This window comes from Pseudomonas sp. RA_15y_Pfl2_54 (genome assembly GCF_963971015.1).
GTDB lineage: Bacteria > Pseudomonadota > Gammaproteobacteria > Pseudomonadales > Pseudomonadaceae > Aquipseudomonas > Aquipseudomonas baetica_A.
Genome location: NZ_CAXAPN010000035.1, coordinates 1 through 23,428 on the forward strand (window position 1 = coordinate 1; position 23,428 = coordinate 23,428).

Here is a 23,428-nt window from a genome sequence, read left to right on the forward strand (position 1 = left end):
CAGGCTGGTCTGGCTGCGAGACTCTCCTTGGATGTAAGCCATAACGAAAAATGCTCCGTATCTTTCGATACGGAGCATTTTCATTGAGCGCTGCGCAGATTGCTAGGTTTTCACACAGTCTGCGAAGCCGGTTTTTTTGTGCCTGCGATCTTAGAACGAAGCGTTCTGCAGACCGTCCAGGTAACGCTCGGTGTCCAGTGCCGCCATGCAGCCGGCGCCGGCCGAGGTGATGGCCTGACGGTAAACGTGGTCAGCCACGTCACCGGCGGCAAAGACACCTTCGACGCTGGTTGCGGTGGCATTGCCGTCACGGCCGCCCTGCACTACCAGATAACCGTCCTTGAGGGTCAACTGGCCTTCGAACAGCGAAGTGTTCGGCGTGTGGCCGATGGCGATGAACACGCCGTCGACTTTGATCTCGTCGAAGCTGCCATCGTTGTTCTTCAGACGCGCACCGGTCACGCCCATGTTGTCGCCCAGCACTTCGTCAAGGTTGGCGTTCAACTTGAGGATGATCTTGCCTTCGGCCACACGGGCGTTGAGCTTGTCGATCAGGATCTTCTCGGCGCGGAAGGTTTCACGGCGGTGGATCAGGGTCACAGTGCTGGCGATGTTGGCCAGGTACAGCGCCTCTTCAACAGCGGTGTTGCCGCCGCCAACCACTGCAACAGGCTTGTTGCGGTAGAAGAAACCGTCGCAGGTCGCGCAGGCCGAAACGCCTTTGCCCATGAACGCTTCTTCCGATGGCAGGCCCAGGTAACGAGCGCTGGCGCCGGTGGCGATGATCAGGGCGTCGCAAGTGTAGGTCGCGCTGTCGCCGGTCAGGCTGTAGGGCTTGGAAGCGAAATCAACGGCGTTGATGTGGTCGAACACGACCTCGGTTTCAAAACGCTCGGCGTGCTCGCGCATCCGCTCCATCAACACAGGACCGGTCAGGCCGTGGACGTCGCCCGGCCAGTTGTCGACTTCGGTGGTGGTGGTCAGTTGACCGCCGGCCTGCATGCCGGTGATCAGCAGTGGCTTGAGGTTGGCACGGGCCGCGTATACCGCAGCGCTGTAACCGGCAGGGCCGGAACCGAGAATAATCACTCGCGAATGACGGACTTCAGACATGACCTGCTCCTGTTGACCGGGCCGAAAAACTGGCACGGTTCGCCGGACTGCCGGCGGGAATAAAAAAGGACCGTGGAAAACCTTGGGGAAGGCTTGAGCTCGACAGTCCTGTAAAAAGTTGGGTGCAGCGTATCGAGGGGGGCAAGATTAAGGAAATACGGTTTAACAATCCAGCTCATAGGTGGTCTCTATGCCGACCCACTGACGAGATGGACGTCTTTGTTACAGTGAATGTCGATCGCTCTGCCGCGCTTTCGCACATCTTGCAAAGTCGGTAAGGTCGGCGCGTTTTCCCTTGCTCGGAGCCCCTTATGCCCGCCCCTGTTCTGTCCGGCCCGCAATACCTGCGCGAAGGCCTCAAACTGGTTCTCAGCCCGGGCCTGCGCCTGTTCGTGTTGTTGCCGCTGGCAATCAACCTGGTGCTGTTCGTCGGATTGATCTATCTGGCCGGCCATCAGTTCAGCCTGTGGGTCGATACGCTGATGCCGTCGCTGCCCGACTGGCTGAGTTTCCTCAGCTACATCCTCTGGCCGCTGTTCGTGGTGCTGGTGGCGTTGATGGTGTTCTTCACCTTCACTATGCTCGCCAACGTGATTGCCGCGCCCTTCAACGGCTTCCTCGCGGAAAAAGTCGAAGTGGTCGTGCGCGGCAGCGATGACTTCCCGGCGTTCAGCTGGGGCGAACTGATCGCGATGATCCCGCGCACCCTCGCCCGGGAAATGCGCAAGCTCGGCTACTTCCTGCCGCGGGCCATCGGCCTGTTCATCCTCTCGTTCATCCCGGTGGTGAACATCGTCGCCGCCCCCCTGTGGCTGCTGTTCGGCGTGTGGATGATGGCGATCCAGTACATCGACTACCCGGCGGACAACCACAAACTGGGCTGGAACGAAATGCTCGCCTGGCTGCGGCAGAAGCGCTGGCAGAGCATGAGTTTTGGCGGGATCGTTTACCTGGTGCTGCTGATTCCGGTGGTCAACATCCTGATGATGCCGGCCGCCGTGGCCGGTGCGACGCTGTTCTGGGTACGCGAGCGCGGGGCCGAGAATCTGGTGACGCAGCGCTGACCCCGTCACAAATCCATCATCCGACCGTCACAAGCGCGACATGGCCTCAGCCGACACTGAGGTCATGACGACAGCTCTACACATCACTCTGATCAGCGAAACCTTCCCGCCGGAAATCAACGGGGTGGCCAATACCCTTGGTCGCTTGTGCGATGGATTGCGCGCGCGCGGCCATCAAGTTGACCTCGTACGGCCGCGTCAGGGCTGTGATCCGCAACGCAGTGACGACGATGCTGTGTTGTTGTGTCGTGGCTGGCCGTTGCCGGGTTATCCGGGGCTGCAATGGGGCCAGTCGTCGATGCACAAACTGCTGCGGCGCTGGAAGCAACAGCGCCCGGACGTGCTGTACATCGCCACTGAAGGCCCGCTCGGTTTGTCGGCGTTACGGGCGGCGCGGCGTCTGGGGATTTGCGTGGTCAGCGGTTTCCACACCAATTTCCAGCAATACACCAGTCAGTACGGCCTCAGTCTCCTGACCCGGATGCTGACGCATTACCTGCGCTGGTTTCACAATCGTTCGGCGCTGACGCTTGTGCCCAGTGTCAGCCAGCGACTGGAGCTGGAGCGCCGGCATTTCGAGCGATTGGCGTTGTTGTCCAGAGGCGTGGACAGCCAGTTGTTCCACCCAACCAAACGCATGAACGCTTTGCGTGAGCAATGGGGGCTGGGTGAGCGTGACATTGCTGTGATTCATGTAGGAAGACTCGCGCCAGAAAAAAACCTCGGCTTGCTCAAACGCTGCTTTGAAAAGCTGCGCAGCACTTATCCACAGCGCAATCTGAAGCTGATCGTGGTCGGCGACGGGCCGCAACGTATGGCCCTGGAAAAAGATCTGCCCGAGGCAATTTTCTCTGGGGCGCAGCGCGGTGAAGCGTTGGCGGCGCACTATGCGTCCGGTGATGTGTTCCTGTTTCCGAGCCTGACGGAAACCTTTGGCAATGTGGTGCTCGAAGCACTGGCTTCAGGGCTTGGCGTGGTGGCTTACGATCAGGCTGCGGCGGCGCAGCATATTCGCCATGGCTATAACGGCGTACTGGCGATGCCGGGCGATGAAGAGGCGTTCTGTGATGCGGCGACGTGGTTGCTGGAGGCGCATGAGACATTGCGTTGCGTGCGCCTGAATGCACGGCAACATGCGAGTCGCCAAGGATGGGCGGCCGTGATCGAACAGTTTGAAAGTCACTTGCGTGGGGCATGCCAAGGGGAGCAGTTGGTGCCGAATGCGCCGACATTGCCTTGATTACCGCTGACTTTGAGCCGTCTTCGCGAGAAAGCCCGCTCCCACATTGGAATGCATTTCAATTGTGGGAGCGGGCTTGCTCGCGAAGGGGCCTATGAAGGCGCCCGTTAAACCAGCGTCATCAACGCCTCACGGCTGAACGGCAGAATCTCCTGCTCACGTCCTTCGCGCACTTTCTGCGCCCAGTCCGGGTCCACCAGCAGCGCACGGCCTACTGCCACCAGATCAAATTCCTCTTTATTCAAACGCTCCAGCAGGTTCTCCAGACTGGCCGGTTGGGCGACCTTGTCGGTGTTGACCATGAACTGCAGGAATTCGCCATCGAGCCCGACGCTGCCGACAGTGATGGTCGGTTTGCCCGTTAGCTTACGCGTCCAGCCTGCCAGGTTGAGCTCGGACCCGTCGAACTCCGGCTCCCAGAAACGCCGCGTCGAGCAGTGAAAAATATCCACACCCGCATCGGACAACGGCTTGAGAAACTCGCCCAACGCTTGCGGGGTTTGCACCAGACGTGCGGTGTAATCCTGCTGCTTCCACTGCGAGAAACGGAAGATGATCGGGAAACCTTCGCCGACCGCCGCGCGTACTGCCTGAACAAGTTCGATAGCGAAACGCGAACGGTTGGCCAGGCTGCCACCGTATTCGTCGGTGCGCTGGTTACTGCCTTCCCAAAAGAACTGGTCGACCAGATAGCCGTGGGCGCCGTGGATTTCCACGCCATCCATGCCGATGCGTTGTGCATCTTTGGCCGCCTGAGCGAAAGCGGCGATCACGTCCTGAATGTCTTGTTTGCTCATGCCGTGAACCACGACCTGACCGTCCTTGAGTTTTTCCGACGGACCGTAACCCGGCACGCTGGCGTCCGGCTCGGTGCCGATACGGCGTACGCTGCCGACGTGCCACAGTTGCGGAACAATCTTGCCGCCTTCAGCATGGACGGCGTCGACGACTTTTTTCCAGCCGGCCAATGCGGCCTCACCGTAGAAGTGCGGCACGTTCGGATAGCCGTTCGAGGCCTTGTGGCCGACGGTGGTGCCTTCGGTGATGATCAGGCCGACACCAGCGGCTGCGCGACGGCGGTAATACTCGATGACTTTGGAGTTCGGTACGCCGCCCGGAGAAAACGAACGGGTCATTGGCGCCATGACCACGCGGGTCGGCAGTTCGAGGGCACCGAGGTGGAACGGTTTGAACAGGGCTTGAACGGGCATCACAAGGCTCCACGAAAACATTATCGACAGGGCATAAGCCATATGACGGCGATAATATGAATAGTGACGCCAGCGCGGAAGCACTATTGATCTGAATGATTAAGGGTCAAAAGGCAGGCAAAAAAATCGCAGCGCGATGGCTGCGATTTTCAGGTTTCAGCTCAGCGCTTTTTCAATCGCATGAACAATGGTCGGATCGTCTGGCGCCGTGCGTGGCGAGAACCGGGCCAACACCCGGCCGTCCTTGCCGAGCAGGAACTTCTCGAAATTCCAGGTGATGTCACCGGGAAATTCCGCTCCCTCGCCCGCCAGCAGGCGGTAGAGCTGGTGACGATCGTGACCGTTGACTTCGAGCTTGCTCGACAACGGGAACGTCACGCCATAGTTGAGGCTGCAGAATTCCTGAATTTCCTGTTCGGTGCCTGGTTCCTGACCGGCAAACTGGTTGCACGGCAAGCCCAACACACTGAAGCCTTTGCTTTTGAACTGCTGGTAAAGGTTTTCCAGCGCCGCGTACTGTGGGGTCAAGCCGCATTTGGAGGCGACGTTGACCACCAGCACGACGAGGCCCTTGAAGGGCGCCAGCGGTAGCTCCTGACCATCCAGGGCTGTCAACTTAAGGTCGTGAAAAGCACTCATGACGAACTCCAGGATTCCCGTGTTCTACTCGAAACGGCCACTTGGCGAAGCTACCAAGGACAGCCGCGGACTAAAAAGGCGCCCGCAGGCGCCTCTCCAGTTCTCGAAAGCTTAGCGCAGAAAATCAGTGCTGATGGCCGCCTTCGCCATGGACGTGACCATGAGCGACTTCTTCCTGGCTGGCGTCACGGATAGCAACGATCTTCACTTTGAAGTTCAGGCGCTGACCGGCCAGTGGGTGGTTGCCGTCAACAGTCACATCGTCGCCGTCCAGGTCACGGATGGTCACGATCTGCATTTGGCCGTCCGGCGCCGAAGCGTGGAACTGCATGCCCACTTCCAGCTCGTCAACACCTTCGAACATGCTGCGGCTCAGTGTGCTGACCAGTTCGGCCGAGTATTCGCCGTAAGCGTCTTCAGGCTCAACGGAAACTTCCAGCTCGTCACCAACAGCTTTGCCTTCCAGGGCTTTTTCCAGGCCCGGGATGATGTTACCTGCGCCTTGCAGGTAGACCAGCGGAGCGCCGCCGGCGGAGCTGTCGATGACCTCACCAGCGTCGTTGGTCAGGGTATAGTCGATGGAGACAGCCTTATTGGCGGCGATCAGCATGGGGCGAGACCTTTTGCATAAGAATTTAGAAAGGCGAAGTTTAGCGAAGCAATCGCGCGAAAGCGAACACAACCCGGACAAACGGGATTCGACGATTACGGGCTTCCATCTGGACGAAGAGGATCACTGGGTGGTCGAGCTTTCCTGCGGCCACACTCAGCACCTGCGTCACCAGCCACCCTGGCAATCTCGGGCGTGGGTGCTGGATCCGGCGCAACGTATTGAAAAAATAGGCCAACCCTTTGCCTGCGGTTGGTGCGCACAAGGCTCGGTTAGCGATAACCTTGGCGACTGAATTTCGGCAGATCGTCAGAGAAAGATGATCGCCATTGCCATGCACCCTTAGAGAATTCGCATGCAAACTTTTTTTATCGCGCCCACCGATTTTGGCGTGGGTCTGACCTCCATAAGCCTCGGGCTGGTGCGCATGCTTGAGCGAGCCGGGTTGAAAGTCGGTTTCTTCAAGCCGATTGCCCAGCCGCACCCGGGCGACACCGGCCCTGAGCGCTCCACCGAACTGGTGGCCCGCACCCATGGTCTGAAACCGCCACAACCGTTGGGCCTGGCCCACGTTGAGCGGATGCTCGGCGACGGCCAGCTCGATGAGCTGCTCGAAGAAATCATCACCCTTTATCAGCAGGCAGCCGTCGGCAAGGACGTGCTGGTCGTGGAAGGCATGGTGCCGACCCGCAGCGCCAGTTACGCCGCGCGGGTGAATTTGCACCTGGCCAAAAGCCTCGATGCCGAGGTGATTCTGGTCTCGGCACCGGAAAACGAAGTGCTCGCCGAACTCTCCGGCCGTGTCGAATTGCAGGCGCAATTATTCGGCGGCCCGAAGGACCCGAAGGTTCTCGGCGTGATCCTCAACAAGGTCAAGACCGACGAGAGCATGGAGGCCTTCGCCGCACGTCTGAAGGAGCACTCGCCATTACTGCGCAACGGCGATTTCCGCTTGCTCGGCTGCATCCCGTTCCAGCCCGAACTCAACGCGCCACGCACCCGTGACGTGGCAGACCTGATGGGCGCGCAAGTGCTCAACGCCGGCGACTACGAAACCCGGCGCATGAGCAAAATCATCATTTGCGCGCGGACCATGCGCAACACCGTCGAGCTACTCAAGCCCGGCGTGCTGGTGGTGACGCCGGGCGACCGCGACGACATCATCCTGGCCGTCAGCCTCGCGGCGATCAACGGCGTGCCACTGGCCGGCCTGCTGCTGACCAGCGACACCCTGCCCGATCCGCGCATCATGGACTTGTGCCGTGGTGCCTTGCAGGCCGGTCTGCCGGTGTTGTCGGTGAGCACCGGCTCCTACGACACCGCCAACCTGCTCAATGGCCTGAACAAGGAAATCCCCATCGATGACCGCGAGCGTGCGGAAATCATCACCGACTTCGTCGCCAGTCATCTCGATGCCAACTGGCTGCACCAGCGCTGTGGCACGCCACGGGAAATGCGCCTGTCGCCAGCGGTGTTCCGCTATCAATTGATCCAGCGCGCCCAAGCCGCCAACAAGCGCATCGTCCTGCCCGAGGGTAGCGAGCCGTTCACCGTGCAGGCAGCGGCGATCTGCCAGGAGCGCGGCATTGCCCGTTGCGTGTTGCTGGCCAAACCCGAAGACGTCGAAGCCGTGGCCCGCGCCCAAGGCATCGTCTTGCCGCCAGGGCTGGAAATCCTCGACCCGGACCTGATCCGCGAGCGCTATGTCGAGCCGATGGTCGCCCTGCGCAAGACCAAAAGCCTCAACGCGCCGATGGCCGAACAACAATTGGAAGACACCGTGGTGATCGGCACCATGATGCTGGCACTGGATGAAGTCGACGGGCTGGTTTCCGGTGTCATCAACACCACCGCCAATACCATCCGCCCAGCCTTGCAACTGATTAAAACCGCGCCAGGCTGCACGCTGGTGTCGTCGGTGTTCTTCATGCTGTTCCCCGAAGAAGTGCTGGTCTACGGCGACTGCGTGATGAACCCGCACCCAAGCGCCGCCGAACTGGCCGAGATTGCCCTGCAAAGCGCTGACTCTGCCGCCGCGTTCGGCATCACCCCGCGCGTGGCGATGATCAGTTACTCCAGTGGCGAATCGGCCACAGGCGAGGAAGTCGAAAAAGTCCGCGAAGCCACCCTGCTCGCCCATGAGCAACAGCACTCGCTGCTGATCGACGGCCCGTTGCAATACGACGCCGCCGCCAACGAGAACGTGGCACGGCAACTGGCGCCTAACAGTCCGGTCGCCGGACGCGCCACGGTGTTCGTGTTCCCTGACCTGAATACCGGCAACACCACCCATAAAGCCGTACAGCGCAGCGCCGATTGCGTCAGCCTCGGCCCGATGCTGCAAGGCCTGCGCAAACCGGTGAACGACTTGCCACGCGGTGCACAGGTCGACGACATCGTCTACACCATCGCCCTCACGGCGATCCAAGCCGCCAACCGACCTATGGATGTGTAAATGCTGGACTTTCTACCTGCACCACTGCGCGGCGTGATCGCCTCGCTGCTGTTGGCGCTCAATACGATAGTGCTGTGCTCGTTTCTGTTCTGCGTGGCGCTGGTCAAGGCCTTGCCGTTCGCCGTCACTCAGCGCATTGCCGGCTGGCTGATGCGCCACACCCACCAAGCCTGGATCAGCAACAACAAAGGCTGGATGAACCTGGTGCGCCGCACGCGCTGGCACCTTAGCGGCCTGCAAGGTCTGGACTATCAACACTCGTACCTGATCACCAGCAACCACCAGAGCTGGGTCGATATTCTGGTGCTGCAATACGTCCTCAACCGGCGCATCCAGCCACTGAAGTTCTTCCTCAAGCAGGAGCTGATCTGGGTGCCGGTGATTGGTCTGGCCTGGTGGGCGCTGGGCTTTCCGTTCATGAAGCGCTACTCCAAGGCGTATCTGGAAAAGCACCCGGAGAAGAAAGGCAAAGACCTGGAAACCACCCGCAAGACCTGCGCGAAGTTTCGCAACAACCCGGTGGGAATTTTCAACTTCGTCGAAGGCACGCGCTTCACTGAAGGCAAGCATGCTCAACAGCAATCGCCGTTCAAATACCTGCTCAAGCCCAAGGCCGGCGGCATTGCGTTTGTGCTGGATGCGATGGGTGAACAGCTGGAGTCGATCGTCAACGTGACGATCCACTATCCGGCCGGACGTCCGGGTTTCTGGGACCTGCTGTGTGGGAATGTGCGGGATGTCGTGGTGCACTTTGAAGCGCTGAAGATCCCGCCGCAATTCATCGGCAAGAACTACGACCAGGACGGCGAATATCGCCTGCAGTTTCAAGGCTGGATCAATCAGCTGTGGCTGGACAAGGATGCGCTGCTGGAACAGATGCACCGCGAATATCCAGACCGCCATTGATTCCTGTGGGTGCGGGCTTGCTCGCGAATACGGTTTACCATTCAACGCTGATGCTGGCTGATCCACCGCTTTCGCGAGCAAGCCCGCTCCCACAGTTGACCGGGTTGGCACGAAATAAAAAGCCCGCCGATGATTGCTCATCGGCGGGCTTTTTGGTTTGCAGCTAACGCTTAAATCGCACCACGCTTGCGCAGCAGATCCAGCACTTGCTTGACGCTTTCTTCCAGCGACAGCGCCTGGGTGTCGATCACCAGATCAGCATTGAGCGGCACGTCATACGGGAAGGATTCGCCCGGAATGTTGTCGCCACCCGCCGCATACAACCCTTGCGGATCACGCTCGGCGCACACAGTCGGCGAAGCCTGGACGTAGACCGTCAGCAAACGTTCCTTGCCGATCAGGTCCTTGGCCTGCTCACGCCCCTCTTCGCTGGGTGCCACGAATGCCGCCAGCGTCAGCAGGCCCGCTTCGTTGAACTGACGCGCAACATGCGCGGCACGACGCCAGTTTTCGGTGCGACCGACGCGATCATGCGCCAGACCTTTGTTGAGGTCGTGACGCAGGTTCTGACCATCCAGTACAAACACCGCACGGCCCATGTCGAACAGCTTGCGCTCAACGGCGTACGCCAGCGTGCTCTTGCCCGCGCCCGACAAACCGCTGAACAACACGGTGGCCGGTTGCTGGCCGAAACGCTGAGCGCGTTCTTCGGTGGCAACATGGGCCAGTTTGCCGTGGTGCGTCGCGGTGCCGTGAGTCACGGGCTGCGCGACGATCATGCCGGCGCCGACGGTGCCGTTGGTCAAGCGGTCGATGACGATGAAGGCGCCAGTGGTGCGGTTGCTCTCGTAACCGTCGAGGGCGATCGGCGCGTCGAGCGCGATCTTCACCTTGCCGATTTCGTTGAGCTGCAACGCGCTCGCCGGGCCTTCTTCGAGGGTGTTCACATCCACTTTGTTGACGATGCTGGCGATGGAGCCCGGCACGTAACTGGTGGCGCGTTTGATGTCGTATTTCTTGCCCGGCAGCATCGGCTCTTCAGCCATCCACACCAGCATCGCTTCGAAGCTGTCGGTGACCGGCGGCACGTTGTCGGCATGCACCAGCAGATCGCCGCGAGAGATGTCGATTTCGTCTTCCATGGTCAGCGTCACGGCCTGACCGGGGCCTGCGTGCTCCAGCTCACCTTCGAAGGTGACGATGGATTTCACGCGGCTGCTCTTGCCCGACGGCAGCACCACGACTTCGTCACCCTTGTGCACGATGCCGCTGGCGAGCGTGCCGGCAAAACCACGGAAATTCAGGTTCGGACGGTTGACGTATTGCACCGGGAAACGCAGATCGGTGAAGTTACGGTCGCCCGCCACTTCCACGGTTTCGAGAATCTCCATCAGCGACTGGCCGGTGTACCACGGCGAACGCTCGGACTTGTTCACCACGTTGTCGCCCTTCAGGGCCGACATCGGCACGAAGTGCATGCTGGTAGGCTTCATCTTCAAGCCTTCGGCGAACTTCAGGTAGTCGGCCTTGATCGACTCGAACACGCCTTCATCGAAATCCTTGAGGTCCATCTTGTTGATGGCGACAACGATGTGCTTGATGCCCAGCAAGGACGCGATGAAGCTGTGGCGACGGGTCTGGGTCTGCACGCCGTAACGGGCGTCGACCAGGATGATCGCCAGGTCACAGGTGGACGCACCGGTGGCCATGTTGCGGGTGTACTGCTCATGGCCGGGGGTGTCGGCGATGATGAATTTGCGTTTGGCGGTGGAGAAATAGCGGTAGGCGACATCAATGGTGATGCCCTGCTCACGCTCGGCCTGCAGACCGTCGACCAGCAATGCCAGGTCGATATCGTCACCGGTGGTGCCGACTTTCTTCGAATCGCGGGTGATGGCTTCCAGGTGATCTTCGTAGATCATCTTGGAGTCGTGCAGCAGGCGCCCGATCAGGGTGCTCTTGCCGTCATCGACGTTACCGCAGGTCAAAAAGCGCAGCAGCTCTTTACGTTCGTGCTGGCCCAGGTAGGCGAGGATGTCCTCGCTGATCAAATCAGATACGTGCGACATGACAACCCCTTAGAAATAACCCTGACGTTTCTTGTCTTCCATGGAGCCGGCGCCATCGTGGTCGATGACACGGCCCTGGCGCTCGGAAGTTCGCGTCAGGAGCATTTCCTGAATGATGTCCGTCAGGCTTTCAGCCTCGGACTCCACCGCGCCCGTCAACGGGTAGCAGCCAAGGGTACGGAAACGCACTTTCTTTTTGACGATGCGCGCTTTGTCCTCATCGGACAGGTGCTCGAGGATTCGGTCGTCGTCGATCATGATCAGCGTGCCGTTCTTCTCGATCACTTCGCGCTCGGCGGCAAAGTACAGCGGCACAATCGGGATGCCTTCGAGGTAGATGTACTGCCAGATGTCCAGTTCGGTCCAGTTCGACAACGGGAACACGCGGATGGATTCGCCCTTGTTGACCTTGCCGTTGTAGACGTTCCACAGCTCTGGACGCTGGTTTTTCGGGTCCCAGCGGTGCTTGCTGTCGCGGAACGAGTACACGCGCTCTTTGGCGCGGGATTTCTCTTCATCACGACGGGCACCGCCGAACGCTGCGTCGAAACCATGCTTGTCGAGCGCCTGCTTCAGGCCCTCGGTTTTCATGATGTCGGTGTGCTTGGCGCTGCCGTGGGTGAACGGGTTGATGTTCTGCGCCACGCCGTCCGGGTTGATGTGGGTGATCAGGTCCAGGCCCAGTTCTTCGACCATCTTGTCGCGGAACTTGTACATCTCCTGGAATTTCCACCGGGTGTCGACGTGCATCACCGGAAACGGCAGTTTGCCCGGGAAGAACGCCTTGCGTGCCAGGTGCAGCATCACGGCGGAGTCTTTACCGATGGAGTACAGCATCACCGGGTTGTCGAACTCGGCGGCCACCTCGCGGATGATGTGGATGCTTTCCGCCTCCAGCTGTTTCAGATGCGTCAGTTTGTCGACCATGGCTACTCACGAAAGCTTTCTTATGAACGGCCAGCGGGCCGTGTTCGAGCGGGGAATCCTAGCACAGCGAGCTTCTTCTAATCAGGACGCCAACTAGATCGAAAGAGCATATGAATATGCCCACTCGTTTGGGCAGCAAGCGCTCTTCTGTGGGAGCGGGCTGGCTTGCGAAAGCGCAGGGTCAGTCGAAATCATTTTTGAATGACACACCGCATTCGCGAGCAAGCCCCCTCCCACCTTGGATCGATGTGATACGTCAGATCGGGTTCGGGCAATCGATGAAGATGTGTTCGAGGGCGAAGCGTTTGGCCAGGTAATCGCCCAGCGCCTGCACGCCGTAGCGTTCGGTTGCGTGATGACCGGCGGCGATGAAGCTGATGTCGTTTTCCCGGGCGCTGTGGAAAGTCTGCTCAGACGCTTCACCGCTGAGAAACAGATCGACACCCGCCGCCACCCCGTGATCGATATAACCCTGACCGCCTCCGGTGCACCAACCGACCCGACGGATCATCGCGCTGCCTTCGACCAGCAACGGCTCGCGCCCCATGACGTCCTGCACCTTGCGGGCGAAATCACGCGCAGTGACAGGTTCGTTCAGCGAGCCGACCAGACCGACGACTTTCAGATTGTCCGGATCCAGCGGGCCTTCAACGGTGATGTCCAACTGGCGCGCCAACTGCACGTTGTTGCCGACCTCGCAATGCAGATCCAGCGGCAAGTGGTAGGCGAGCAGGCTGATGTCGTGCTTGAGCAATGTCTTCAGGCGACGCTGTTTCATGCCAGTGACGCACGGGTTCTCGCCCTTCCAGAAGTAGCCGTGATGCACCAGCACCAGATCGGCTTCGGCCTCGACGGCGGCGTCGAGCAACGCCTGACTGGCGGTGACGCCGCTGACAATGCGCATCACCTGCGGACGGCCCTCGACCTGCAACCCGTTGGGGCAATAGTCGGCGATTTTTGCACTGCCCAGGTAACGATCGGCTTCTTCGACGAGGGTGCTGAGGGCGACGGCCATGAAAGACTCCTAAATATCCCGTTCAGAGGCGCGCGCGGCCTCGTATAATGCGCGACATTATGGGCGGTCTGACCCCGCCTGCAACTTTTCCAGGACGTGCTTAATGTTCAAGGCGCTACGTTTTATGGGCTGGCCGCTGTTGGCCGGTGTGCTTATCGCTCTGTTGATTATTCAGCGTTACCCGCAATGGGTCGGGCTGCCGAGCCTTGACGTCAACCTGCAACAGGCCCCGCAGACCACCAGCGTGCAGCAGGGGCCGGTGTCCTATGCGGACGCGGTGACCACTGCCGCACCGTCAGTGGTCAACCTGTACACCACCAAAGTCATCAACAAACCGGCGCATCCTTTGTTTGAGGATCCGCAGTTCCGCCGCTTCTTCGGTGACAACTCGCCCAAGCAGAAGCGCATGGAATCGAGCCTCGGTTCCGGCGTGATCATGAGCCCGGAAGGCTACATTCTGACCAACAACCACGTCACCAGCGGTGCCGATCAGATTGTCGTCGCGCTGAAGGATGGTCGCGAAACCCTCGCCCGTGTGATCGGCAGCGACCCGGAAACCGACCTCGCCGTATTGAAGATAGACTTGAAAAACCTGCCGTCGATTACCGTCGGGCGCTCCGACAACATCCGCATCGGCGACGTCGCGCTGGCCATCGGCAACCCGTTCGGCGTCGGCCAGACCGTGACCATGGGCATCATCAGCGCCACCGGGCGCAATCAGTTGGGCCTGAACAACTACGAAGACTTCATCCAGACCGACGCGGCGATCAACCCGGGCAACTCCGGCGGCGCGCTGGTCGATGCCAATGGCAACCTGACCGGCATCAACACGGCAATCTTCTCCAAATCCGGCGGCTCGCAGGGCATCGGTTTTGCCATCCCGGTAAAACTCGCGATGGAGGTGATGAAGTCGATCATCGAACACGGTCAGGTGATTCGTGGCTGGCTGGGCATTGAAGTGCAGCCGCTGACCCAGGAACTGGCGGAGTCGTTCGGTCTGTCAGGGCGCCCGGGGATTGTTGTCGCCGGTATCTTCCGTGACGGTCCGGCGCAGAAGGCCGGCCTGCAACTGGGCGACGTGATTCTGAGTATCGATGGCGAACCGGCCGGCGATGGTCGTCGCTCGATGAACCAGGTCGCGCGGATCAAACCCACCGACAAGGTGACGATTCAGGTGATGCGTAACGGCAAAGAACTCAAGCTCACCGCTGAAATCGGCCTGCGCCCACCACCGGCACCGGTGCAGGAAAAAGAACAGTAGGACTTTGTTCGCGCCGATGGCGCGAATAACAGACATTCTCAAAAGGCATGTTATATTGTTTCAATTTAGCCATTGGAACAACATAACATGTCGTCTCGAACAAAGGCCTCTCTACTGGGCCTGACTCTCGGTCTGCCCCTGGGTTTATTGGGCGATCCGGCCTTCGCCGAAGATCAGATTCCGCTGGAACTCGACGCCATCAGCGTCACCTCCGATTACGAATCCCCCACCGGCCCGGTCAAGGGCTACCGCGCCACACGCTCCTCCAGCGCGACCAAAACCGATACCGCGATCCGCGACATCCCCCAAGCCATCAGCGTGGTGCCCGCCAGCGTGCTCAAGGATCTGGGCAGCACCAGCGTCGAGCGCGCACTGGAGTTCGCCGGCGGTGTGTCGAAGCAAAACAACTTCGGCGGCCTGACCCTCTACGAATACAGCGTGCGCGGTTTCACCACGTCGGAGTTCTACAAGGACGGTTTCAGCGCCAATCGCGGTTATCCAAGCACGCCGGACGCGGCCAATATCGAGCGCATTGAAGTGCTCAAAGGCCCCGCCGCCAGCCTCTATGGCCGTGGTGATCCCGGCGGCACGGTAAACATCGTCACCAAGAAACCGCAGGCTGAAGCCTTTAGCACCCTGCAAACCAGCGCCGGCAGTTGGGATCGTTATCGCACCGCGCTGGACATCAACACGCCGCTGGATGATCAAGGCGATGTGCTGTCGCGCATCAACCTCGCGGTCGAAGACAACAATAGCTTTCGCGATCACGTCGACAGCCAGCGCGTATTCGTCGCGCCTTCGATCAGTTGGCAGTTGAACCCGGACACGTCGCTATTGGTAGAAAGCGAAATCGTCCGTCACAGCTCCACCTTCGATCGCGGCATTGTCGCGCCGAACAATACATCGAGTGGAGTGTCGCGCTCGACCTTCCTCGGTGAACCGAACGACGGCAACATCGACAACCACAACAACCTGCTGCAGGCCACGCTTGAGCATCACCTCAATGACAGCTGGAAACTACGCCTGGCCAGCCACTACAAGGAAGGCAAACTCTGGGGCTTCGCCTCCGAAAGTCGTGCGCTGAATGCCGACGGCCACACCGTCAACCGCCGTTACCGCGAGCGCGACAATAACTGGCATGACAGCATCACCCAACTGGAACTGCGCGGCCTGTTCGACCTCGGCCCCTGGCAGCACGAACTGCTGATCGGCACCGAATACGAAAACTATCGCAAGAACGAACGGGTCACGACCCTCGCCGGCAGCCCGTATGCCATCGACATCTACCGGCCGATCTACGGTCAGCCAAAACCCGATGGCGCACGCTCAGGCACTGACTTCTTCGAACACGTCGAAAGTCACGCACTGAACCTGCAGGATCAAATCGTCTTCACGGACAAACTGCGCGGGATGATCGGCGCGCGTTTCGAACATTTCGACCAACGCATCGACGATAAAACCCGCAGTGCCAGCAGCCGACAGAGTCACGATGCCCTCACCCAGCGCGCCGGCCTGCTCTATCAGTTGACGCCCGATACCGGCCTGTTCGCCAACGCCTCGACCTCCTTCAAACCGAACAACGGCCTCGACGCCGCCGGCAAATCCTTCGCCCCGGAAGAAGGCGTTGGCTACGAAATCGGCATCAAGAACGAACTGTTCGACGAACGTCTGAGCAGCACCCTCGCCTTCTTCCACATCGACAAGGAAAACGTCCTTGCCCTCGACCCGGGCACCGACACCAGCCGTGCGATGGGCAAGGCGCGTAGTCGTGGCTTCGATCTGCAAGTGACCGGGCAAGTCACCGATGCCGTAAGGGTGATCGGGGCATTTGCCTACATCGACGCCGAAGTGACCAAGGGCGACGCGGTGATTGCCACTGGCAGCCGAATTCTCGGCGTGGCCAAGCGCAGCGGCAGTTTGCTCGGTGTTTACGAATTTCAGGATGGTCACCTGCGCGGCTCGGACGTCGGCGCAGCGTTTACGTATGTCGGTGACCGCTCGGGTGAGTCAGGCAGTGACTTCGAATTACCGGCCTATCACACCGTCGATCTGCTGGCCCATTACAAGGCCAGCGACAACGTCACCGTTGGCCTGAACCTGAACAATCTGTTTGACGAAAAATACGACGAGCGCTCGTACAGCAACTACTGGGTCAACCCCGGCGAACCGCGCAATTTCACCGTCAGCCTGACACTCAACCTGTAAAAGGACGTCACCATGCAATACCGTAAAACCCTCCTGATCCTCGCCGCGCTGTTCGCCACACAAGCCACAGCCCATGGCCTGTGGACAGAACAACGCCGCGGCAACATCGAAGTGATCTACGGCCACGGCGCCGAAGACAATGCCTTCAAGGCCCAGAAAATCAGCGGCGCGTGGGCCTATGACGCGGGCGGCAAGATGATCCCGGTCAGCGTCGAGCGCCTTGCCGATCACGCCCGCCTGAAGCCGCTGAAAACGCCGGCGGTCATGGCGGTGGCGCTGAACAACGGGATGTGGTCACAAACGGCTGACAAGAAGTGGATCAACGAAGGTCGCAGCAAAGTGCCCGGTGCAATCGAAGCGACGCAGACGTTCAAATACAGCCTGGCGATTTATCAACCGGGAGCGAAGTTGCCCAAGCTCGATCAGATCAAACTGCTGATTTTGCCGGAGGTCGATCCGCTAACCGTCGGGCCGGGGAATTCATTGCCGGTACGGGTTTTGCTCGATGGCAAACCGGCAGCGGGCGTGAAGTTGATCGGAGATTATCGGAGCGCGCCGAATACGCTGAGCACCGAGACCGACAAGGACGGGCGCGCGCAGGTGTTGGTACGAAATGAGGGGTTGAATGTGATTGCCGCGCAGGTTGAGGTGCCGGTGAAGGACAGTGTTGATGTGAACAGTCGAGGGTTGTTCAGTTCGCTGACGTTTTTGGGGGAGCCACATCACGAGTAAGGCTCAGGATTCGCGGCGCTGCATTCGCGAGCAAGCCCGCTCCCACATTTGATCTGTGTCGTGCACAAATCCACTGTGGGAGCGGGCTTGCTCGCGAAAGCGGTTCAGAGGTCGCCGAGCCCGTCGATCAACGCCTGATTCTGCTCCGGCGTGCCGATGGAAATCCGCAGGAACTGCGCAATCCGCGCCTGCTTGAAGTGCCGCACGATCACGCCTTGCTCACGCAATTTGGCCGCCAGCCCTGCGGCGTCATGTTGCGGATGCCGGGCGAAGATGAAGTTCGCCGCCGACGGTAGCACCTCAAAGCCCTTGGCCCGCAACTGCGCAATCACCCATTCACGGCTCTCGATGACCAAGCGACACGTCTTGTCGAAATACTCGCGATCTTCGAACGCCGCTGCTGCACCGACATTCGCCAGACGATCGAGAGGATACGAGTTGAAGCTGTTCTTGATCCGCTCCAGCGCCTCGATCAGGTCCGGATGCCCCACCGCCAGACCGACCCGCAGGCCCGCCAGTGAACGGGATTTGGACAGGGTCTGCGTCACCAGCAGGTTCGGATAGCGACCCACCAGGCTGATGGCCGTCTCGCCGCCGAAATCGATATAAGCCTCATCGACCACCACCACCGAATCCGGGCTGGCCTTGAGGATTTGCTCGACCGCGTCCAGTGCCAGCAGGCAACCGGTCGGAGCGTTCGGATTGGGGAAAATGATCCCGCCGTTCGGCTTGGCGTAGTCCGCCGGATCGATCTGGAACTGCGCGTCCAGCGGCACCGCATCGAACTTGATGCCGTACAACCCGCAGTAAACCGGATAGAAGCTGTAGCTGATGTCCGGGAACAAGAGCGGCAGATCGTGTTGCAGCAAACCGTGGAAGATGTGCGCAAGCACTTCATCCGAACCGTTGCCCAGGAACACCTGATTGCTCTGCACGCCGTAGTAGTTGGCGACCGCGTTTTTCAGCAGGTCGCTGTTCGGGTCCGGGTACAGACGCAGGTTGTCGTTGAGCTCGGTCTGCATCGCCGCCAGGGCTTTTGGCGACGGGCCATAGGGGTTTTCATTGGTATTGAGCTTGACCAGTTTGGTCAGCTTCGGCTGTTCGCCCGGCACATAAGGCACCAGATCCTTGACGAACGGGCTCCAGAATTTACTCATGCTCAGTTCCCCTGCTTGTCGTCAATGATGCGGTATTCGGCGCTGCGCGCGTGGGCACTCAGCGATTCGCCACGGGCCAGCACGGATGCGGTTTTACCCAGCTCCGACGCGCCGGCCTCGGAGCAGAAGATGATCGACGAACGTTTCTGGAAGTCATACACGCCCAGCGGCGAGGAGAACCGCGCAGTGCCGGAGGTCGGCAATACATGATTGGGGCCCGCGCAGTAGTCGCCCAGGGCTTCGCTGGTGTGACGGCCCATGAAAATCGCACCCGCGTGGCGGATCTGCGGGAGCCAGGCTTGCGGGTCAGCGACCGACAACTCCAGGTGCTCCGGCGCGATACGGTTGGCGACTTCGATCGCCTGCGCCATGTCACGCACATGAATCAGCGCACCGCGACCATTGATCGAGGTTTCGATGATGGTCGCGCGATCCATGGTCGGCAGCAGTTTGTCGATGCTCGCGGCAACCTTGTCGAGGAACTCGGCGTCGGGGCTGACCAGAATCGCCTGGGCGTCTTCATCGTGTTCGGCTTGGGAAAACAGGTCCATGGCGATCCAGTCCGGATCGGTCTGACCGTCGCACACTACGAGAATTTCCGAAGGGCCGGCGATCATGTCGATACCGACCTGACCAAAAACGTGGCGCTTGGCTGTCGCTACATAGATGTTGCCCGGGCCGACCACTTTGTCGACCTGCGGCACGCTTTCGGTGCCATAGGCCAGCGCGGCAACGGCTTGTGCGCCGCCGATGGTGAACACCCGGTCGACGCCCGCGATGCACGCCGCTGCCAGCACCAGCTCGTTGATTTCACCACGCGGGGTCGGCACGACCATGACCACTTCGGTCACACCGGCGACCTTGGCCGGAATCGCGTTCATCAACACCGACGACGGGTACGACGCCTTGCCTCCCGGCACGTAGAGGCCTGCGCGATCGAGCGGCGTGACCTTCTGGCCCAGCACCGTGCCGTCGGCTTCGGTGTAGCTCCAGGAATCCTGCTTCTGTTTTTCGTGGTAGCTGCGCACCCGGGCTGCGGCTTTTTCCAGGGCTTCGCGTTGCGCCACGGTGATGCGGGTCAGGGCCAGTTCCAGGCGCTCGCGCGGCAGGATCAGGTCAGCCATCGAGGCCACTTCCAGACCGTCGAACTTCTGGGTGAACTCGACCAGCGCCGCGTCACCGCGCTCGCGCACAGCCTTGATGATGTCCAGCACGCGCTGATTGACCGAGTCGTCAGACACACTTTCCCAGCTCAGCAGATGATCCAGATGATGCGCGAAATCCGGATCAGCAGCGTTGAGTCGGCGAATTGCAGTCGGTGCGGTCATAGCGAGAGCCTCATAGGAATGGCAAAAACTCAGGCGCCCTAACTTAGCAGTCGTTTCCGCTTGGGCACCTGAGATTCTGGCTATGAGGCGGATAGACGGGCGCGGCTCAAGGTCGCGCTGGTAGATCAGCCGCGGTGTCGCGATTCCACTGCGTTGCGCAGGGTGTCGATCAACGCCTGGATGCGGGCGTGTTGCATTTTCATCGAAGCTTTGTTGACCACCAGACGCGAGCTGATCGTGGCGATCAGTTCCTGAGGTTCCAGGCCGTTGGCGCGCAGGGTGTTACCGGTGTCGACCACGTCGATGATCTTGTCGGCCAGACCGATCAGCGGTGCCAGTTCCATCGAGCCGTAAAGCTTGATGATGTCGACCTGACGGCCCTGCTCGGCGTAGTAACGCTTGGCGACGTTGACGAACTTGGTCGCCACGCGCAGACGGCCCTTGGGCTCGACCGCGCCGATCTTGCCGGCGGTCATCAGTTTGCACTGGGCAATCTGCAGATCCAGTGGCTCGTACAGGCCCTGGCCGGTGTATTCCATCAGCACGTCTTTACCGGCCACGCCGAGGTCGGCCGCGCCATGTTCGACATAAGTCGGCACGTCGGTGGCGCGCACGATCAGCAGGCGTACGTCTGCCTGCGTCGTGGGGATGATCAGCTTGCGGCTCTTGTCCGGATTCTCGGTCGGCACGATGCCCGCTTCAGCGAGAAGCGGCAGGGTGTCGTCAAGGATGCGGCCCTTGGACAGTGCGATGGTCAACATGGGAAACGTCAGTCCTTATCAAGGTACTCATGTCCGGTCGCAATCGGCGCCGGACACACATCGAGCCGGCAACCGGCTCGACTCAAAACGAATTCAACGGGCACATCCTTGTGCCCATGCAGCAGCTATTAGCCCGGAACGCGACGGATCTTGGCGCCCAGCATCTGCAGTTTTTCTTCGATGCACTCGTAACCACGGTCGATGTGGTAGATGCGGTCGATCAGGGTATCGCCTTCGGCAACGAGCGCCGAAATCACAAGGCTGGCCGAAGCACGCAGGTCGGTTGCCATCACTGGCGCGCCTTTGAGGACTTCAGTACCGGTGACGATGGCGGTGTTGCCTTCGACCTGGATCTTGGCGCCCATGCGGTGCAGTTCGTAGACGTGCATGAAGCGGTTTTCGAAGATCGTCTCGATCACTGCGCCAGTGCCTTCGGCAATGGCGTTGAGCGAGATGAACTGTGCCTGCATGTCAGTCGGGAACGCCGGGTACGGCGCAGTGCGCACATTGACCGCTTTCGGGCGCTTGCCATGCATGTTCAGCTCGATCCAGTCTTCACCGCTGGTGACCTCTGCGCCGGCTTCACGGAGTTTTTCCAAAACCGCCTCGAGGATGGTCGGATCGGTATCCTTGACCTTCACACGACCGCCGGTCACTGCAGCGGCCACCAGATAGGTGCCGGTTTCGATACGGTCAGGCATGACTTTGTAGAAACACGAACCCAGACGCTCGACGCCATCAATGGTGATGGTATCGGTGCCAGCACCGGAAACCTTGGCGCCCATGGCGTTGAGGAAGTTCGCCAGGTCCACCACTTCAGGCTCACGCGCGGCGTTCTGCAGCACGCTGCGGCCCTTGGCCAGAGCAGCAGCCATCATGATGTTTTCGGTACCGGTCACACTCACGGTATCGAAGAAAAAGCTCGCGCCGCGCAAGCCGCCTTCAGGCGCCTTGGCCTTGATGTAGCCACCTTCGACGTCGATTACCGCGCCCATGGCTTCCAGGCCACGGATGTGCAGGTCGACCGGACGCGAGCCGATGGCGCAACCGCCAGGCAGGGCGACTTCGGCTTCACCGAAACGGGCAACCATCGGGCCCAGCACCAGGATCGACGCACGCATGGTTTTCACCAGTTCGTACGGAGCGATCAGGGTCTTGATGGTGCGCGGGTCGATTTCGACGCTGAGTTTCTCGTCGATCACCGGCTCAATGCCCATGCGACCGAACAGCTCGATCATCGTGGTGATGTCGTGCAGGTGAGGCAGGTTGCCAACGGTCACCGGGCCATCGCACAGCAGGGTGGCTGCCAGGATCGGCAGGGCGGAGTTCTTTGCCCCGGAGATGCGGATTTCGCCATCAAGACGAACGCCGCCGGTAATAATCAGTTTATCCATAAGAATCTCGACGCCCTTAGGCTCAGGTGCGCTCGGCCCAGGCCGCGCTGCTGAAAAATTTCATAGTGACCGCATGGATGCTGCCATCGGTGATCCATGGGTTCAAATGGGCATAGATCTGCTGCTGACGCTTCACCGGGCTCAACGCCGCCAGTTCATCGCTAATCACGTTCAGCTGGAAATTGCAGCCTTCGCCCTCAACTTCTACCAACGTTCCGGGCAGCTTTCCTTCAAGGAAGCTCTTCACTTCTACGGCCTGCATGCTCAACCTCAATCGGCGCCCTGTGCGCACGGGTCGGACATCATACAAAAAAGCCCCGCGCCTGCGAACCCCGCATGGCAGGACTCTGACGGGGGGCTTCTTTATCGATGCGAATTCAGTGTAGCGCCAGCACTTCGGTCAGCTCGCTGACCTGAGCGATTTCGCGCATGTCATCGGGCAGTGCCCGGATGCTGACAGCCTTGCCGGCGGCTTGAGCATCGCGCATGAAGCACAGCAGCAACGACAAACCGACGCTGCTGGACTTCTTTACGCCCGAGCAGTCGATGACCAGCGACGAAGCCTTGCTGGACTTGATCAGCGCCTGCCCTTCCTTGCGCAGGTCAGGCCCGGTGCGGTAGTCCAGCACTCCGCTGAGCAAAAGCTCATCGACATCACTCATACGCACTGCCGCCTCTTTCATTGCGCTGGCTTCACGGCAGCTTTGTCGGTTTCTTCTTTGGCTTTGGCGACTTCACCGGCCCAACCGTTGATGGTCGCGTCCAGGTTGTTGCCATTGCGCTGCATCGCATCAGAGAACTGATCACGGAACAGCTTGCCAATGTTGATACCGTTGATGATCACGTTGCGCAGTTTCCACTCGCCGTTGATCTTCTCGAGCGTGTACTGCACTGGATAGATCGCGCCGTTGTTGCCTTTGACGGTCATGCCGACGCTGGTGCGATCGCCGGACTCGTCCTTGGCCGGATCAACAGTGATGCCCTGGTTGTTGTATTCAAGCAAGGCGTTGCCATAAAACTGGAACAGGCCTTTCTTGAAGTTTTCCTGGAACGTCTGCATCTGTGCCGGCGTCGCCTTGCGCGAATACTTGACCGTCATGATGCTTTTGGAAATGCCTTCGGCATCCACCACAGGGCCGACAATGGTGTTCAGCGCGGTATAGAAATCCTGCGGATCCTGTTTGTACTTTTCTTTATTGGCCGCCAGATCAGCCAACATCCGGTTCGTGGTGTCCTGAACCAGATCATGCGCCGACTGCGCCGCCACAGCAGTGCCCATCAATGGCAATGTCGCAAGCAGTACCAACAGTCCACGTCGCAAGGTAGAGATCATTCAAAAGC

Annotated in this window: 22 protein-coding genes; 8 read left to right on the top strand and 14 right to left on the bottom strand. The window is 59.9% G+C overall.

From position 1 onward, the window contains the following. Nucleotides 1-150: 150 nt before the first annotated feature. A complete protein-coding gene (gene trxB, locus AACY50_RS22880; RefSeq protein ID WP_221730013.1) occupies nt 151-1,113 on the bottom strand; it encodes a thioredoxin-disulfide reductase in 963 nt (320 codons plus the stop codon). 311 nt (nt 1,114-1,424) lie between these two features. Between trxB and cysZ the strand changes: the two genes are divergently transcribed. Together cysZ and AACY50_RS22890 are read left to right on the top strand one after the other, a co-directional pair. Then, nucleotides 1,425-2,177, top strand: coding sequence for a sulfate transporter CysZ (gene cysZ / locus AACY50_RS22885; protein ID WP_339431772.1), 753 nt, complete (start codon nt 1,425-1,427; stop codon nt 2,175-2,177). A 40-nt stretch (nt 2,178-2,217) separates the two neighbouring features. Continuing rightward, nucleotides 2,218-3,417 carry a glycosyltransferase family 4 protein gene (locus AACY50_RS22890; protein WP_339431771.1) on the top strand — a complete coding sequence of 400 codons (1,200 nt, stop codon included), beginning with the start codon at nt 2,218-2,220 and terminating at the stop codon, nt 3,415-3,417. 107 nt (nt 3,418-3,524) lie between these two features. Here the strand turns inward: AACY50_RS22890 and AACY50_RS22895 are convergent, their stop codons facing one another. The 3 genes from AACY50_RS22895 to AACY50_RS22905 form a co-directional block, all read right to left on the bottom strand. Then, nucleotides 3,525-4,628 (bottom strand): NADH:flavin oxidoreductase, encoded by a 1,104-nt coding sequence (locus tag AACY50_RS22895; protein ID WP_339431770.1) that lies wholly within the window; start codon nt 4,626-4,628, stop codon nt 3,525-3,527. Between the two features lie 156 nt (nt 4,629-4,784). Further along, nucleotides 4,785-5,267 (bottom strand): glutathione peroxidase, encoded by a 483-nt coding sequence (locus tag AACY50_RS22900; RefSeq protein WP_339539217.1) that lies wholly within the window; start codon nt 5,265-5,267, stop codon nt 4,785-4,787. 124 nt (nt 5,268-5,391) lie between these two features. Beyond that, nucleotides 5,392-5,877, bottom strand: a complete 486-nt coding sequence (locus AACY50_RS22905; protein WP_339431769.1) for an FKBP-type peptidyl-prolyl cis-trans isomerase — start codon at nt 5,875-5,877, stop codon at nt 5,392-5,394. On the opposite strand from AACY50_RS22905, the gene AACY50_RS22910 reads away from it, so the two are divergent. Genes AACY50_RS22910 through AACY50_RS22920 form a run of 3 tightly spaced genes read left to right on the top strand, consistent with a single transcriptional unit; the run spans nt 5,846 to nt 9,238 of the window. Next, nucleotides 5,846-6,172, top strand: coding sequence for a DUF3565 domain-containing protein (locus tag AACY50_RS22910; protein WP_339431768.1), 327 nt, complete (start codon nt 5,846-5,848; stop codon nt 6,170-6,172). The two genes, AACY50_RS22905 and AACY50_RS22910, sit on opposite strands and share 32 nt — an antisense overlap. Nucleotides 6,173-6,232: 60 nt before the next feature. After that, on the top strand, nt 6,233-8,332 hold the full coding sequence (pta, locus tag AACY50_RS22915) for a phosphate acetyltransferase (protein ID WP_339431767.1): 2,100 nt from the start codon (nt 6,233-6,235) through the stop codon (nt 8,330-8,332). Beyond that, nucleotides 8,333-9,238 (top strand): acyltransferase, encoded by a 906-nt coding sequence (locus tag AACY50_RS22920; RefSeq protein ID WP_339431766.1) that lies wholly within the window; start codon nt 8,333-8,335, stop codon nt 9,236-9,238. Nucleotides 9,239-9,408: 170 nt separating this feature from the next. Here the strand turns inward: AACY50_RS22920 and cysN are convergent, their stop codons facing one another. The 3 genes from cysN to AACY50_RS22935 form a co-directional block, all read right to left on the bottom strand. Then, nucleotides 9,409-11,307, bottom strand: a complete 1,899-nt coding sequence (cysN, locus tag AACY50_RS22925) for a sulfate adenylyltransferase subunit CysN (RefSeq protein WP_339431765.1) — start codon at nt 11,305-11,307, stop codon at nt 9,409-9,411. A gap of 9 nt (nt 11,308-11,316) precedes the next feature. Then, a complete protein-coding gene (gene cysD, locus AACY50_RS22930; protein WP_098967227.1) occupies nt 11,317-12,234 on the bottom strand; it encodes a sulfate adenylyltransferase subunit CysD in 918 nt (305 codons plus the stop codon). Nucleotides 12,235-12,490: 256 nt separating this feature from the next. After that, nucleotides 12,491-13,249, bottom strand: coding sequence for a Nif3-like dinuclear metal center hexameric protein (locus AACY50_RS22935; protein WP_339431764.1), 759 nt, complete (start codon nt 13,247-13,249; stop codon nt 12,491-12,493). Between the two features lie 103 nt (nt 13,250-13,352). Here AACY50_RS22935 and algW point away from each other — a divergent pair, with 103 nt between their 5' ends. The 3 genes from algW (at nt 13,353) to AACY50_RS22950 (ending at nt 17,447) form a co-directional block, all read left to right on the top strand. Further along, a complete protein-coding gene (gene algW / locus AACY50_RS22940) occupies nt 13,353-14,510 on the top strand; it encodes a Do family serine endopeptidase AlgW (RefSeq protein ID WP_221730023.1) in 1,158 nt (385 codons plus the stop codon). Nucleotides 14,511-14,597: 87 nt separating this feature from the next. Further along, nucleotides 14,598-16,715: a TonB-dependent siderophore receptor gene (locus tag AACY50_RS22945; protein WP_339431763.1), complete on the top strand. Its 2,118-nt coding sequence runs from the start codon at nt 14,598-14,600 to the stop codon at nt 16,713-16,715. Between the two features lie 12 nt (nt 16,716-16,727). Then, the gene (locus tag AACY50_RS22950) at nt 16,728-17,447 is read left to right on the top strand and encodes a DUF4198 domain-containing protein (RefSeq protein WP_339431762.1); all 720 of its coding nucleotides are present in this window, start codon (nt 16,728-16,730) and stop codon (nt 17,445-17,447) included. A gap of 104 nt (nt 17,448-17,551) precedes the next feature. Here AACY50_RS22950 and hisC read toward each other — a convergent pair whose 3' ends face one another. The 7 genes from hisC to AACY50_RS22985 all read right to left on the bottom strand — a co-directional run bounded on the left by hisC (nt 17,552) and on the right by AACY50_RS22985 (nt 23,420). Further along, nucleotides 17,552-18,604 (bottom strand): histidinol-phosphate transaminase, encoded by a 1,053-nt coding sequence (gene hisC / locus AACY50_RS22955; RefSeq protein ID WP_339539218.1) that lies wholly within the window; start codon nt 18,602-18,604, stop codon nt 17,552-17,554. A 2-nt stretch (nt 18,605-18,606) separates the two neighbouring features. After that, a complete protein-coding gene (hisD, locus tag AACY50_RS22960) occupies nt 18,607-19,932 on the bottom strand; it encodes a histidinol dehydrogenase (protein WP_339431760.1) in 1,326 nt (441 codons plus the stop codon). A gap of 125 nt (nt 19,933-20,057) precedes the next feature. Continuing rightward, the gene (gene hisG / locus AACY50_RS22965) at nt 20,058-20,693 is read right to left on the bottom strand and encodes an ATP phosphoribosyltransferase (RefSeq protein ID WP_221730028.1); all 636 of its coding nucleotides are present in this window, start codon (nt 20,691-20,693) and stop codon (nt 20,058-20,060) included. Between the two features lie 128 nt (nt 20,694-20,821). Next, nucleotides 20,822-22,087: a UDP-N-acetylglucosamine 1-carboxyvinyltransferase gene (murA, locus tag AACY50_RS22970; RefSeq protein ID WP_045122295.1), complete on the bottom strand. Its 1,266-nt coding sequence runs from the start codon at nt 22,085-22,087 to the stop codon at nt 20,822-20,824. A 22-nt stretch (nt 22,088-22,109) separates the two neighbouring features. Continuing rightward, nucleotides 22,110-22,349 carry a BolA family protein gene (locus AACY50_RS22975; RefSeq protein WP_007912386.1) on the bottom strand — a complete coding sequence of 80 codons (240 nt, stop codon included), beginning with the start codon at nt 22,347-22,349 and terminating at the stop codon, nt 22,110-22,112. 115 nt (nt 22,350-22,464) lie between these two features. Beyond that, nucleotides 22,465-22,770 (bottom strand): STAS domain-containing protein, encoded by a 306-nt coding sequence (locus AACY50_RS22980; RefSeq protein WP_339431759.1) that lies wholly within the window; start codon nt 22,768-22,770, stop codon nt 22,465-22,467. Next, nucleotides 22,767-23,420, bottom strand: coding sequence for an MlaC/ttg2D family ABC transporter substrate-binding protein (locus AACY50_RS22985; RefSeq protein ID WP_339466226.1), 654 nt, complete (start codon nt 23,418-23,420; stop codon nt 22,767-22,769). The genes AACY50_RS22980 and AACY50_RS22985 overlap by 4 nt, the downstream gene beginning before the upstream one ends. Between the last annotated feature and the right edge of the window lie 8 nt (nt 23,421-23,428).

What these genes read in the sequence shown, in the direction of transcription:
- trxB (WP_221730013.1), bottom strand. Translation starts at nt 1,113, where the DNA reads ATGTCTGAAGTCCGTCATTCGCGAGTGATTATTCTCGGTTCCGGCCCT.
- cysZ (WP_339431772.1), top strand. Translation starts at nt 1,425, where the DNA reads ATGCCCGCCCCTGTTCTGTCCGGCCCGCAATACCTGCGCGAAGGCCTC.
- AACY50_RS22890 (WP_339431771.1), top strand. Translation starts at nt 2,218, where the DNA reads ATGGCCTCAGCCGACACTGAGGTCATGACGACAGCTCTACACATCACT.
- AACY50_RS22895 (WP_339431770.1), bottom strand. Translation starts at nt 4,628, where the DNA reads ATGCCCGTTCAAGCCCTGTTCAAACCGTTCCACCTCGGTGCCCTCGAA.
- AACY50_RS22900 (WP_339539217.1), bottom strand. Translation starts at nt 5,267, where the DNA reads ATGAGTGCTTTTCACGACCTTAAGTTGACAGCCCTGGATGGTCAGGAG.
- AACY50_RS22910 (WP_339431768.1), top strand. Translation starts at nt 5,846, where the DNA reads ATGGAGACAGCCTTATTGGCGGCGATCAGCATGGGGCGAGACCTTTTG.
- AACY50_RS22905 (WP_339431769.1), bottom strand. Translation starts at nt 5,877, where the DNA reads ATGCTGATCGCCGCCAATAAGGCTGTCTCCATCGACTATACCCTGACC.
- pta (WP_339431767.1), top strand. Translation starts at nt 6,233, where the DNA reads ATGCAAACTTTTTTTATCGCGCCCACCGATTTTGGCGTGGGTCTGACC.
- AACY50_RS22920 (WP_339431766.1), top strand. Translation starts at nt 8,333, where the DNA reads ATGCTGGACTTTCTACCTGCACCACTGCGCGGCGTGATCGCCTCGCTG.
- cysN (WP_339431765.1), bottom strand. Translation starts at nt 11,307, where the DNA reads ATGTCGCACGTATCTGATTTGATCAGCGAGGACATCCTCGCCTACCTG.
- cysD (WP_098967227.1), bottom strand. Translation starts at nt 12,234, where the DNA reads ATGGTCGACAAACTGACGCATCTGAAACAGCTGGAGGCGGAAAGCATC.
- AACY50_RS22935 (WP_339431764.1), bottom strand. Translation starts at nt 13,249, where the DNA reads ATGGCCGTCGCCCTCAGCACCCTCGTCGAAGAAGCCGATCGTTACCTG.
- algW (WP_221730023.1), top strand. Translation starts at nt 13,353, where the DNA reads ATGTTCAAGGCGCTACGTTTTATGGGCTGGCCGCTGTTGGCCGGTGTG.
- AACY50_RS22945 (WP_339431763.1), top strand. Translation starts at nt 14,598, where the DNA reads ATGTCGTCTCGAACAAAGGCCTCTCTACTGGGCCTGACTCTCGGTCTG.
- AACY50_RS22950 (WP_339431762.1), top strand. Translation starts at nt 16,728, where the DNA reads ATGCAATACCGTAAAACCCTCCTGATCCTCGCCGCGCTGTTCGCCACA.
- hisC (WP_339539218.1), bottom strand. Translation starts at nt 18,604, where the DNA reads ATGAGTAAATTCTGGAGCCCGTTCGTCAAGGATCTGGTGCCTTATGTG.
- hisD (WP_339431760.1), bottom strand. Translation starts at nt 19,932, where the DNA reads ATGACCGCACCGACTGCAATTCGCCGACTCAACGCTGCTGATCCGGAT.
- hisG (WP_221730028.1), bottom strand. Translation starts at nt 20,693, where the DNA reads ATGTTGACCATCGCACTGTCCAAGGGCCGCATCCTTGACGACACCCTG.
- murA (WP_045122295.1), bottom strand. Translation starts at nt 22,087, where the DNA reads ATGGATAAACTGATTATTACCGGCGGCGTTCGTCTTGATGGCGAAATC.
- AACY50_RS22975 (WP_007912386.1), bottom strand. Translation starts at nt 22,349, where the DNA reads ATGCAGGCCGTAGAAGTGAAGAGCTTCCTTGAAGGAAAGCTGCCCGGA.
- AACY50_RS22980 (WP_339431759.1), bottom strand. Translation starts at nt 22,770, where the DNA reads ATGAAAGAGGCGGCAGTGCGTATGAGTGATGTCGATGAGCTTTTGCTC.
- AACY50_RS22985 (WP_339466226.1), bottom strand. Translation starts at nt 23,420, where the DNA reads ATGATCTCTACCTTGCGACGTGGACTGTTGGTACTGCTTGCGACATTG.